General features: G+C 72.3%; 3 protein-coding genes. 2 read left to right on the plus strand and 1 reads right to left on the minus strand.

Annotated features, from left to right (window positions below; genetic code table 11):
* Positions 1–37: 37 nt before the first annotated feature.
* Both K7G61_RS16040 and K7G61_RS16045 read left to right on the plus strand, forming a co-directional pair.
* On the plus strand, positions 38–11,590 hold the full coding sequence (locus K7G61_RS16040; RefSeq protein WP_225847516.1) for a M91 family zinc metallopeptidase: 11,553 nt from the start codon (positions 38–40) through the stop codon (positions 11,588–11,590).
* A gap of 525 nt (positions 11,591–12,115) precedes the next feature.
* A complete protein-coding gene (locus K7G61_RS16045) occupies positions 12,116–12,607 on the plus strand; it encodes a universal stress protein (RefSeq protein WP_225847517.1) in 492 nt (163 codons plus the stop codon).
* Between the two features lie 149 nt (positions 12,608–12,756).
* On the opposite strand, the gene K7G61_RS16050 is transcribed toward K7G61_RS16045, so the two are convergent.
* Positions 12,757–13,350, minus strand: coding sequence for a TetR/AcrR family transcriptional regulator (locus tag K7G61_RS16050; protein ID WP_225847518.1), 594 nt, complete (start codon positions 13,348–13,350; stop codon positions 12,757–12,759).
* Between the last annotated feature and the right edge of the window lie 17 nt (positions 13,351–13,367).

The raw sequence follows: 13,367 nt of genomic DNA on the forward strand, positions 1-13,367 counted from the left end.
GCCCCCACCGGGGCCGCCCCTTGTGAGGACGTCTCCCATGGCCCAGTTCGACACTTCGCAGATTCGCGCCCTCGGCAACGCGTGGCTGAACGACAGTCACAATCTGCGCGGGTACCTGCAGACGATGCACGAGAGCGTGTGGAGCATGTCCGGGGCCTGGACGGGGAAGGCCGGCCAGGCGGCCCAGGTGGTGTGGAACGGGTCGCAGACCGGTGAGTACAACATCTGGAACGAGATCTTCCAGGCCGCGTGGGTGGCGGAGCAGATCGGCAACTCGATCCTCGACTACGCGGACCAGGTCGACAAGACGGTCAAGGAGATCAACAAGTCGCATCTCATCGAGGCGCTGGCCAGCATCTTCGGCCTGATCCTCAATGGCGCGACGCTCGGCCTGGCAGGGGTGATCGAGGAACTCGCGGCGAAGGTCGGCACGTTGGCGTCGCAGCTCGCCGCGGACTCCGCGAAGTTCGCGAGCATCGCCGCCGGGCTGGGGGAGGCGGCCGCTTTCGTCACGTCCGCGGGGATCTGGGGATTCCTCACCCTCAAGAACGACATCTTCTCCCAGATCCTGGCCTCGGAGACAGCCCACGGCCCGATCACCATCGACTGGAAGGGCGAGGTCATGAACCTCGGCCTGGGCCTGGAGGCGGGCTTCGGCGAGCACTTCGGACCGAAAATCGCCAGGGGTGACAAGAACGAGAAGGTGCCGGAGGTCACGCACGGCGGCCTGGGCGCGGACGTGCCGAACGGCGTGCCGCATGTCGATGTCCCGAAGTTCTCGGAAACGGGCCCGGTCAAGAGCGCGTGGTCGTCCACGGACACGCTGGTGAACCCGGGCACGGGCAAGTTCACGGAGACCGGGCCGGCCACGTACGGTTCGGACAAGTTCGGCGCATCGGGGAACTTCGTTCCGGACCCGGCGGTGAAGACCGACGCCGCCCCTGGAGGGAAGGGGGACGCCGGAGCCCCCGCCCCGGGCGATGTGCGCTCCGCCGGCGGCGATCCCGGTGGAGCCGCGCCGCTGCCGGGCGGTGCCCGGCCCGCGCCCGAGCGCCCCGCGCCGACGCCGGGTTCGGCACATGGCTCGACACCCGATTCACCCCGCCCGTCGGACCCGGCACCCGGTCCCGGCGGGCCGCGATCGGAAACCGGCCCGCAGGCCGCCGCAGGTCGCGGTGAGATGCCCGCGACCTCGGGCAGCGCGGACACCGCGCCCGCGTCCGGCACCGGGCCCGGCAAGCCCCGCGCCAACCTGGACCCGGCGCCCCGCGGCACGCGGCCTTACGCCCATTCCGCCTCCCCGGCCGCGACGGCGCCGCCGCAGCGGGGGGACACCGCCGCGGGCGGTGCCGACGCTCACGGGTCCCAGCCGCACGACGACGTATCACTGTCACCCACGGGGCGGCCTACCGGCGCCGACGCCCCGGTCCTGGCTTCCTCGGCCGCCTCCCACGCCGACAGCGGCACGCACACGCCGGCCACGCACGACGAGGGCACCGGCACCGCACGGCCCGCCGACGCCGGCGCAGGTGCGCCTGCGGGTACGTCGCGTGGCGGCCAAGGGGGTGCGGGCGCGGGCGCCGTGCGGGCGTTCCATGAGGGAACGGGCACGGGTCCGGTACGGGCCGCCGGCCCCGACACCGGCGCGGTCGCGGGCGCGGTGCGGGCCGCTGACGCCGGAGCGGGCTCAGGCGCGGGCTTCGGCGGCGCCCGGGGGGCCGGGGAATCCGCACACGGTACGGGTGCGGTGCATGAGACGGCCGGCGGGGCCGGTGCTTCCGCTCCCCGCCCTGCCGGGCGGTTCACCGGGCCGGAGCCTGCCGGCGGTACTCGTCCGGGTCGCGGCGCGTCGCCGGACGGCGCGGGTGAGGTCGCCGCGGGCGGCGGTGCGGGCCGGCGCCCGGAGCCCGCTCCTTCCGCCGGCGCCTCCGGTGCGGAACGGCCCGCCGCCGGCGGGCACGGGGCGCCAAGGGACGCCGCGCGCCTGGAGACATCGGCGTCCGGGACCCATGAAGGTGCCGGCCGCGGGAAGGACGTGGCCACCTCCGCCTTCGAGTCGTCCGCGTCCGCGCCACACGCCGCCGCCGGACACGACGCCGGCACGCCCGGTAGGGGGCACGACCACAGCATGGCCGGCGCCGCCGCCGACTCCCGCCCGGGCACGGGCGCCGAACCCGTACGCCACGACACCGCCTCCAAGAGCGCGGACGCTCCGGATCACGGGCCGGGGCATCACGCCGAGGGAAGCGGGCCGGTCGGGCCCGAGCAGAAGGCCGCGCAATGGCGTGAGTTCAAGGACGAGCGGAGCCGGCACAACGCCCTGCTGCTGCACGCCGAACGTCACCTGGAGACGATTCACTCGCAGGTCGACGCGGCGTGGGCGCGGGGAGCCGACAGGTTCGCCCGGACCAAGCAGGGCAAGGCACACGGGGATCTTGGGCCGTCCGGTGACGGCTCCATGGACGAGTACCGCGAGCGGCTGTTCCGGGAGAACCGCTGGGAGCAGGCGGTGAAGGACGCCCAGCGGAACTGGCGTGCCGATTTCACCCGGCAGTTCCGGGCCGAACTGGAGACGAACGGGCACATATCCACGGAAGTCCACGACCGGATCCTCCATCACGCCGACGAGAACGCGTACCGGCATCTGCAGCGGGCCGACCAGCTCCTCACGTTCGAGGACAAGTTCAAGGAGGTGCTCGCGGCCTACAAGGCGAACCGGTACGGTCACGGCGACGACCTGCCGACGTTCGGCAAGGCTCCGTCGGGGCCCGGCGTGGACCCGAAGTTCCATCAGGCTCCGTCTGACTACGTCTACGACAAGGACCTCAACACCTATGTCAGGGACGACTCCAAGGTCTACGGCCACCGCCACGAGGACGGATCCACCGGCCTCCCCGCCGATCACCCGCTGAACGGGAAGGCGGACGAGCCGGTCGATTTCTTCCGCGACAAGTCACACGATTACAACGCCCTGGAGAAGTACTACATCGACACGAGGGAGCACCTGGGCGACATCCTCGACGCTTCCCTCGACGACGCCGGGGGTGTTCCCCGGAACATGCCCGCCCGCATCAACAAGCTTCTGGGTGACTCCGCCACCGACTTCCATATCGACCGGGTCCTGCGCGATGCCTCCCACGACCTCGATTGGATCGCGAGGCGGGAGCGCGACGTCCGGGCCGTCACGGAGGACGTGACCGAGGACTGGTTCGAGAATCTCGGGTGGGAGCGCTCGCGCTCGCGGGATGTCGTGGACCACGTACGACTGGACCTCGCCCGCGAGCTGCGCGACCTGCACGACGAGGTGTTCATCCATCAGGCCGGGCACGACACCGTGCTGGCCGCCCTGCACGACAAGTTCTCCCGTCGGGTCGTGGACGCCGCGGTGGATGCCGCCCTGCACCACGAGGTGCACGTTCCCGGGCCCGGGGAGCACACCGAGTTCAACAGCCGCGACGGGCAGAGCGCCCGCAGGCAGTGGGTGCTGCGGACCAAGCACCTGGTCGCGCAGTTCCCGGAGCGCATCGCCAAGGCGGAGTTCGTGCACTCCCAGCTTGCGGCGGAGAAGGAACATGTCGAGTTCCTGCTGTGGGAGCACCACGGTGAGGACTCACTCGGCCACCTCGGCGAGGACGGGGAGCAGCGCCTGATCGGCGGCTATCTGAAGCAGGTGCGGACCGAAGCCGAACGCCACGCCGACGCCCAGCAGTACGCCGGGCTGAAGGCCGAGGGGTCCTCGCGAGAGTGGAGCGGCATACGCGACCGGCTGCGCTCGACACTGCCCGACCGCATCAGCCACGAGCGCGACCTGCAGGAAGTGGTCAGCCGGTCCGCGGAAACGTTCGGCAGGCTCCTCGGCCGTCCCACGGACATCACCGACGTCCCGCTGCACGAGGACACCATCAGCCGGCTGGGCGACGACTTCCGTACGGAACACGTGACCCGGTTCGACAAGCTGTTCGCCCCCGAAGGGCACAGGACCGACGACTGGCTCGCGCACGAATCGCACCACGAGGACACCTTCCAGAACCACCTCGACGAGCTGCACCGTCTCGACGAGGCGTCCCGCAAGCCCGGCCACCTCGCGGAGAAGCCGGGCACCGGGCCCGCCGCGTCCGACGGGAAGGACACCCCCGCCGGCCCGGCCGCGCCCGGCGACTCGGCGGACCCCGCCGTCCCGCGGCGCGAGGACCCCGCCGCCCCGGAGCGTCCCGGCGCCCCGGCGGAACCTCACGCCCCGCGGCGCGAGGCGCCCACCGCCACCGACGGCGCCCACGCGGCTCCGCCGCGCGAACACACCGCGGAGCAGCAGCAGCTGACGGAGAACGCGCCTGCCCCGACGCACCAGCGCCCCGGCCGCTCCCCCCTGAGGACCGCGGCCGGGACCGCTGCCGAGACGACCGCCGGGACCACGGCCGACCACGCTCTCCAGGGCCATGAGCAGGAGCACGCACAGGCGCAGGCCACGTACGGTCCTTCGGACCTGCACCGCGAGGTGCACAGCCGGCTCCCGCGGGGCGGGTACACGTTCTCCCACGCACAGGTCCACATGGCCTACGAGGAGTTGCTGCAGCAGCACCCGGCTGTCGCCGGCATGTCGATGCAGGTGAAGAGCTTCCGCGTCGCCGACGCCCTCGTGGCCTCCGCGAAGGAGGTGGTGGCTGTCGCGACGGGGCCGTTGCAGCAGCTCACGGGCCGGTACTTCGACAGCGGCGAGATCCACCAGGTCCATCAGCGGCTGGTTCGGCAGCACGGCGAGGAGTTCCTGCGGCTGCCGCCGCAGAGGCGGGCCGAGCACGTCGTCGTGGAGATCACGGACAGCCGCAGGCTCCTGCAGGACGCCGGCCGGCGGCCGGACCAGTGGGATGCCGCGCCGGCGCACGTGGCCCACGTGCGCGACCAGCTCGTCCGGACGCATGGAACGGCGTTCCCCCAGTGGCGTCCGCAGACGCGCGCCGACGCCGCCGCCGAGACGGTGGAACGCGGGCGGCTGCTGGACGGTGTCCGGGAGCGGCTGGGGCGGGCGGACGTCACGGCGGACCACGTGTCGTACGCGTACGCACTGGTCGTGCGGGAACACGGGCCCGAGTTCACCCGCTTGGACATCGGACATCGTGCCGAGTTCCTCGCCCAGGTCGTGCGGGCGCAACTGGACTTCACCGGCGACGTGCACCCGGCCGCCGACGCGCGGATCCACCAGGAGCCGCGGACCGCCGGCGCCGCGCACGAGCCGGACGCGCCGCGGTCCGCCACGCGGGGCCACGACCAGTCCGAGTCGTCGAAGCCGGCCAAGGGGAAAGCGGTCGCGGTGCCGCCGGAGCCGGTCAGGCGTCCGGTGGACACGGAATCGGGATTCGCCGGCATCGTCGTTCGCTGGGACAGCGAAACGGATCCCCATTTCCTGGCGACGGTCCAGGAACAGCTGCGGCTGCTGGCGAGCAAACCGGCAGGCAAGGCGCTGCTGGAGCGGATCGGCGCCGCCGCGACGACATCGAAGCTGGCCGCTTGGCAGCACGCCAAGGTCAAGATCGAGCGGATCGGCGGCGGGACGGCGGTCGGCCGGAAGCAGGGGCCGGGGTACGAGGCGCACGCGGGCAACGTCACCAAGGCGATCAACTCGGAGTGGGCGACGATGCCCGGCAAGGGCACGCTCAGCCTGGTGAGGTACAACCCGAACGCGTGGGAGACCCCCGACGGGCTGCGTCCTCCGTTCATCGGTCTGGTGCACGAGCTCATCCACGCCTACCGCAATCTCCAGGGCCTGTCGCATCGGACGGCGGCCGTGGACGAGGCCCAGGTGGTCGGCTTCGGGGAGCACGCCGACCTGGAGTTCACCGAGAACAGGATCCGTGCGGAGCACGGCCTGCCGCCGCGCCGGACGTACGCCGGTACGGTCGGCCCCGACCTCGACGACGCCCACCTGCCCCGGACGACGGGCCGGACGGGGCCGCGGCGTGCGGGCCGGGACATCGCCAGGGGCACCGGAGGGCGTGGCGCCGCCGGGCTGTTCTGGAACGCCGGCGCGGACCGGCGCGAGCTGGAGCTCAGCGAGAAGCACGGCATACGTATCGGCCCGTCGAAACGCCTGTCGGGCGGCCACTTCAGCCACTCCGTGCTCGACCGGATCGACGCCGTCCTCAGCGACCTGCCGGCCGAACACATCCGGGACAATCCGGACCTGCGGTACATCGAGCCGGACGTCGGCAGCGGGGACGGCGCCAGCTCCTACCACCGGGAGACCAGGGGCATCGGCATGGTCCGGCCCACGGCCGTCCCGGCCTGGCTCTACTCCCGGCTCGATCGCGGGTCGGGCGCGCAGCGGTTCGTGATGGACAGGGCGGCGCTCTCCGGCTACGACGGTGTGCCCGTGGCGGAGGTCCTCGGCATCGGAGGACGCCGGCGCAATGTCATGGGCGGAGTGTCGAACGTCCTCGCGCACGGCAACCTGCTGGAGTGGACGATCCGGCACGAGATCGGTCATTCCGTCACGGAGCACAGGGCGTGGTTCTGGGCCGTGCAGCAGCAGACCGCCTTCGGCGGATGGCGGGTCCACGCGCCGGTGGGCGGGCGTGTGGAGGACGTGGCCGACGACGTCCTGCGCAAGGCGGAGATCGAGGACAAGGCCGACGTCCTGGACGAGGCGGGCCGGACGCTGTTCGACGTGCTGGCCCAGGAACTGGTCCCCTCGCGGCTGCGCGAGGAGCCGGAGCGGCTGGCCGGCCTGGCGAAGACCTTCCCGGGCGCCGACGAGCGGCTCACGGGCGGGCTGGAACGCGTCGTCGACTTCGTCCGGCTGGCCCTCGCGCAACCGTGGACGCTCGACGACGGCGGCGCGGCCACCCTGGCCATCGGCCTGCGTGTGTACCACATCGACCAGGAGGACAGGTGGGTCAGCTACCTGTGGGCGGAGCGGGAGCGCCACGCTGTGTCCAACTACCAGTTCTCCACGCCCCACGAGTGGTTCGCCGAAGCGTACGCGGCCTACTACGACCCGCTGCCCGGCCCGCGTGAGCGGCTGAACCCCGTCGTGCGCGAATGGTTCGAGACGGGGCTTCCGCAGCTGCTCGCCCAGGAGCGGGCTCCGGATGCCGACGCGGTGCCCACGTCGCCCGTGACGCCCGCACCGCCCTCCGCCGGGCCGGCTTCGGCCGGTGTCGTCGGCGAGCCCTTGCTGTGGGCCCCCATGATCGTCGGGCAGCGGCTGTACTCGGCCCCGGAAGGGCTCTCGATCAGGGTGCGCGGGCCCCGCAAGAGCGGCAGGGACGACCGTACTCCCAACCGGCTGACGGACGCGGCATGGCGGAAACTGCCGGAGAGCACCCGCCAGGGGCTGCGCAAGGAGCGGCTGGACGTCCCGGTGGACCCGCAGACGCTGGCGGAGACCGACCCGGCTCTCCACAAGGGCCTCAGCAACGCCGGACGGAGCCTTGAGGGCGGCTCGATCAGCTCGACGGCCGCACGGAACGCGGTACTGGAGGCTCTCGGCAGGAAGGACCCGCTGACGCGCGACTACTGGAAGGGCCAGAGCGAGCGGGACGAGATCCTGGGCATGGTCGCGCGGGAGGAGCTGAGGGTCTTCGCGAGCAGGCCCCACACACGCGGTACCCGCGACCGGCTGGTGGAACGGGCGGTCGACGGCACGTCCGGAGTGGAGGCGCTGCGAACCCTGCTGGGCGAGTACGAGGGCGTCGTGATCGGCGAGGAGCACGAGGGGACCGCCGTGCGGCGGCTCCTGGCCGACACCATGGCGCGGCTCAAGGCCGCAGGCGTTCGTACGGTGTACCTGGGCGGTGTCCGGGGAGACGCCTACCAGCCGCACCTCGACCGGTTTTTGGCATCGGGCACGATGTCGCCCGAACTCCACGCGCTCGCACGCAACTACGACGAGGGCGCCGAACCCGCGGACAAGGGGCTGCTAGATCTGCTGGAGGCGGCCCGGCGGCACGACGTGCGGGTGGTGGGCGTCGACGGTTATCCGGCCCGCGAGACCGGAGGCGGTGGCGTCGCCGAGGTCCGCTTCCGCAGGGCCGCGGCCCTCAACACCTACGCGGCGGGCCTGGTGCGTCGCGACCGGCGGCGATTGCCGGACGGCACGCCCGGTGGCTACGTGGTCGTGGTCGGCGCGCAGCACACGGGGGCGCATCCCGGTCCGGAACACCAGGTGGTGGTGCACGGGCAGAAGTTCCGGCCGGGCGAGGAGTTCCCCGGCGTCGACGACCTGCTGGACATCCCGCGTGTCCTCCAGGCCCGGGACGGAAGTCTCCACTCGCGTCCGCGGAGCAGCCGGTCCGGCACGCACCCCGGTGTGGCGCGCGGCTCCCACCCGGACACCGGCATGGCGCAGCAGGACATGGCGCCGGCCGCCGAGGTCCCGGACGAGCGCGTCGACTCCGGGCGGGATCCGGTGGACGCAGCCGCCCCGGCCCTCGAACTGCCCGAGAAGTACGTGTGGATCAAGGAGGTCAACCGGCTCCGCGATCAGGGCGGTGGGTTCCGGACCAACTGCGTGCTGGCGGCCATCGCCACCGACATGTCGTTGGCGGACCCCAAGCGCGCGGTGTTCCAGGCGCCTCCTTCGGGCCCGGGCGAGCAAGGGCAGGGGCCGGCGGACGACGGCACCGGGCTGACGATCTACCTGGGCCGCTACCACGGCATGGAGCCGTATCCGGTGGACGGGCCGGCCGAGGTGATCGAGGCGATGTCGCAGGCCCCCGTGGGCGAGCGCGGCATGGTCGTCCTGGAGGGACCCGGCAGCCCGATCGCCCACGTGATCAACGTGGTGCGCGACGACGACGGCGTGGTCTTCCTCGACGGCCAGGCCGGAACCCTCGCCCCACCCCCGGCCGCCGCGGTCTCCTTCCTGCCGACCACGGGCGGCATCCCCGGATTCCCCCTGGACCAGGCAGCCCGGGCCGCCGCTCCCGCGGCGCGATCGATACCGGTCGGGGCGATCGGCACCGAGACCGAGCTCCAGTTCCCCCTCACGCTCGACAGGGCCGGACAGGAACGGCACGGGCCCCTCACCTACAACCGCACCCTCGCCTACTACACGTCCCTGACGCCCGAGCAGATCGACGCCCTCGACGAGAGCCGGAGGATCGGCATCCCGCAGATCAAGGTCGACACCACAACGGTGTTCCAGGGGGTGGGCGGCGTGGCCGCCATGTCGGAACCCCAGATCCGCCACATGACCGGAAAACCGTCCATCGGGCGCATGGACATAAAAATCCCCGAGCTCGTTCTTCCCCCCATGCAAACCCTGCGGGAAGAACGGAACAGATACCCGTCCGAGCACGGCATGGCATTGCACGCGTCCGTGCGCGAAGGGTTCTCCCGCACGCACTCGGCAACCCGTCCGATGCCCCTGAGGGAAGTCCTCGGCCGCGGCTGGGTGCTCACGGACACGGGCAAGAGCGTCCTCGTGGAGAAAGCTCCCACAGGACCGCAGCACCCCGCGTACACGCAGTACACCGTCGGCGTACCGGTGACGGGACTGAACGCGGTGCTCCACCTGGTCGAGGAACGCCTACCGGCCGAGTTCTCCGACTTCGCACCCATCCTTTCCGCCGGGCGCCGCTTCGCCGACTCCGTGACCCTCTCCTACGCCGGCGACGTGCTCGAATCGGTTGACCCCGCTCAGCTCCCGTTCCTGGGAAGCGTGGCGGGTCTGGAGGAACTGCGCGGATACGCCTGGCTGATGTTCAACCATGTCGCCGCGGTACCGGTGGCGGTGGTATACCTCGACACCATCTCCAAGGCCGTGGTTCCCGCGCTCTCCAGGGTGCCCTTCGACGAGATCCGCGATGAACTCCCCGAGGGTGTCAGGACGTTCCTCCGGTCCAGACCCGACTGGATAGAGGACAAGTTCGTCGAACACCTCGACGAGATCCTGAAGGGGTACCGGCCTCGCGCCGATCATCAGGGCGTGGGCATGAGTGCCAGACAACTGCTCATGCCGGAATTCACGCGCGACGGAACGACCTTGCACGACTTCATCCGGTTCGCTCTCACGGGAATGACACCGGACGGCCTGACGGTCAAGCAGTCCGAGATGTTCGGCATCACGGACTTCTCCATGGACGACAATTCCGGACGTCTCCGTACCCCGCTGGTCCTGCTGGAGCTGCGGACCTTCGGCAAGGGCCTCACAACCCAGGCGGAGATGGAGGAGTACGTCCGCGAGATCAGCGCGCTGTCCCAGGTCGCACATGCCCGAGCCGAGCGGCCGTGGGGCGTGTCGCCGTCCGCGGCCGCGGGCCTCGTGATCGAAGACCCGCTGGTCAAGTCGCTGATGGGCGTCTTCGAAACGACCGCCGAGCTGGAGCGGCAAGGGGTGGCGACGTTCTCGCCGATGGCCCGGGAGTTCCTGGCGCGTGAAGCAGGGGCCGCCGCCCGGCCGGGCGGCGCCCTCTCCCCGCAGGTCACGAACATGCTGGCCAGTTGGGAGAAGTTCTTCGCGGACCAGTTCCCGCGATGGCCCGGGTCCACGCGCGTCCCGGCCGGACTGCGCCCGACGTACAAGGCCGTGCACGAGGCCCTGCGCGGTGCCCGGAAGGCCGCGCAGCAAAAGCTCTCCCAGCCGGCCGGCCGGAATCGGCAGCTGGGCGCGCCCCTCGGGAACGTTTCCGTGCACCCGCCGCTCGTCCCGCCGGACGAGTCCGGTACGGCTCCCTTCGACGTGCCGGTCGTCTCCGCCGGGGCCGCTCAGGAGGTGCGGGACCAGTACGCGTGGCTCACCGGGGTCAACCCCCACAGGGACCAGGGCGGTGAGTTCCGGACCAACTGCGTGCTGGCGGCCATCGCCACCGACATGTCGTTGGCGGACCCCAAGCGCGCGGTGTTCCAGGCGCCCCCTTCGGGCCCCGGTGAGGAGGGACAGGGGCCGGCGGACGACGGCACCGGGCTGACGATCTACCTGGGCCGCTACCACGGCATGGAGCCGTATCCGGTGGACGGGCCGGCCGAGGTGATCGAGGCGATGCACCGGGCGCCCGTGGGCGAGCGCGGCATGGTCGTCGTCGAGGACACCGGCGGCGGGATCGACCACGTCATCAACGTCGTACGTGACGGCAACGGCGTGGTCTTCCTCGACGGCCAGGCCGGCGCCCTCGCGCCACTGCCCACCGGCGCGGTCTCGTTCCTGCCGACCACCGACCGCGTCCCCGGATTCCCCCTGCGGCCGGAAGCCGCGGACTCCGCCGCGACGGACGACCTACCGGCCGGGCGGCCGCTCAGGTACCGCGAACGGGTCGCGCTCGCCAAGCGGGTGTGGCGGCGGCCGGTGGCCGAGGAGGTCGCGGAGCTGGAGCGGACACTGCTGGCGGCCGGTCCCGCCTCCCGGTCGCTCGTGATGGGCGTGCGGCCCGGTCAGCACCTGTGGGTGATCAACGTCGAGGGCACGATCCGCTGGCTGGACAGAACGGGGCAGGCCGCCCAGGCGCCGACGTCGGCGGAGGGCGAGGTGGTGTCGATCGACCTCGACGGGTCCGCCACGCTGATCAACGCGGCCCCGCAGCTCCTTCGGGCGGGCGGCGGGGCGGCGCGGTTCTGCGAGATCGGTCTCGGCGCCGACCTGAAGCACATCGTCTGACGTGACCGGTCTCCCGCCGCGGGCGCCCGCGCCGACCGCCGGGTGCCGCGGGCTACCCGCCGGCCGGCGTGCCGGTTCGTACGCGCCGCACGTGTTCCTCGTGGCGGCGGGCGCCGGCGGCCCGCCCCGGAGTGGCGTCGATCGGGCCGGGCCGGCGGCGTTCCCGCGGCGCGTAGGCGAGTGCCGCGGGCCGATTGCCGCGGGGGCTCGCCGAAGGCGAGGGCGAGGCCCGGATCGGGGCCGCGGGGAATCGATCGGGTCCGGGCCCTGCCGGAATTCATCCCTTGCGGCGTGTCGGGCCGTCGTCGGGCCGCGGGCTTGCCGACGATGTCAAAAGGAACGTCTTGGGCAAAAAGTCAGAACTCGCTCCACGGCGGCTGCGTGGCCCGTCCGCCGCGGTTCACCGCGTGCGGAGCGCGGTGACGGATCGCGACGCGGAACCGGACACGGCGGGCGCGGGCGCCGGCGCCCGCCACGCGCCCAACGATCACCGAACCATCACCGCACCGGGAAGGAACCACCGCCGTGACCGACACCCCCGTGACCGGCACGCCCGCTCTCGCGCGCATCGTCGTGGGGGTCGACGGATCCGAACCGTCCAAGCGAGCACTGGCCTGGAGCCGGTTCATGGCCCTCGCCACGGGCGCCGTCATCGAGGCGATCTCCGTCTGGCACGTTCCCGTGGCGCCGGTGATCGTGGGCACCGGCCTGCCCGCCGACCCCGAACTGCGGGCCGCCACAGGACGCCTCCTCCACGACACGGTCACCGGCGTCCTCGGCGACACCCCCGACGTCCCGGTACGGGAACGGGTGGCCCACGGCACTCCCGCCCGGATTCTCATCGATGCCGGCGAGAACGCCCAACTGCTGGTCGTCGGCAGCCGGGGGCACGGCGGCTTCACCGGCCTCCTCCTCGGCTCCGTCAGTTCCGCTTGCGCCGAACACGCCCAGTGCCCCGTCCTCGTCATCCACGGCGACACGCCACCCCCGCCCGCCGCGGCCACCCCACGACCATGAAACGTCCACGACATCTCATCCCGCCGAACGCGTCTTTCCGCGGGGCCCCCGCCGCGGTCCTTACGGCGGCCCGGCCCGTACGGCCGCCCGCCCCGCGCGGGGCCGCGGTCCATCGCCGCCGCGCCCGCCCGGGCGGCCCGGAACGGCCCTCAGCCACCTGTTCCGGTGCGGTCCGGGAGAGCGGGGCCGGGGTGCGTGCGCATCAGGGCGAACGCGGCGTCCCGGGCCTGGCGGGCGGATTCCGGTGTGCCGAGGATCGCCGCGGTGGTCATCGCCCCCTCGGCGAGGAGCGCCAGCTGACCGGCCAGTGCCGCTGGGCGTCCGGACGCGGTCACGAGCCGGGCGAGGTACTCGTGGAAGGCCCGCTTGTGCCGCCGGGCCTGCGCGGCGACATCGGGCGAGACCGCGCCCATCTCGCCGAAGGAGTTGACGAAGGCGCACCCGCGGTAGTCCGGCCGGGAGAACCACCCGTGCAGCCAGTCGAACACCGCGGTGATCCGCTCCTCGGGCGTCGGCCGCGCCTCGACGTACTCGGCCAGAGCCTGCTGCCAGCGTCCGTCCCGCTGCCGCAGGAATGCCAGCACCAGCGCTTCCTTGGAGGGAAAGAGCTGGTAGAGGCGCTTGAGCGGCACCCCGGAGGCGTCGCGTACCGCGTCCATTCCGACGGCCTGGACGCCCCGGCCGTAGAACAGCTCCCCGGCCGCGTCGAGGACCCGTTCGCGTGCCGCTTCCCGGTCCGGCAACTGCGCCCCCTTGCGTG

The sequence above is a fragment of the Streptomyces sp. HPF1205 genome (assembly GCF_020400825.1).
GTDB lineage: Bacteria > Actinomycetota > Actinomycetes > Streptomycetales > Streptomycetaceae > Actinacidiphila.

Bases quoted from the DNA above. Each gene is read 5' to 3' on its own strand.
- K7G61_RS16040 (WP_225847516.1), top strand. From the start codon at position 38: ATGGCCCAGTTCGACACTTCGCAGATTCGCGCCCTCGGCAACGCGTGG.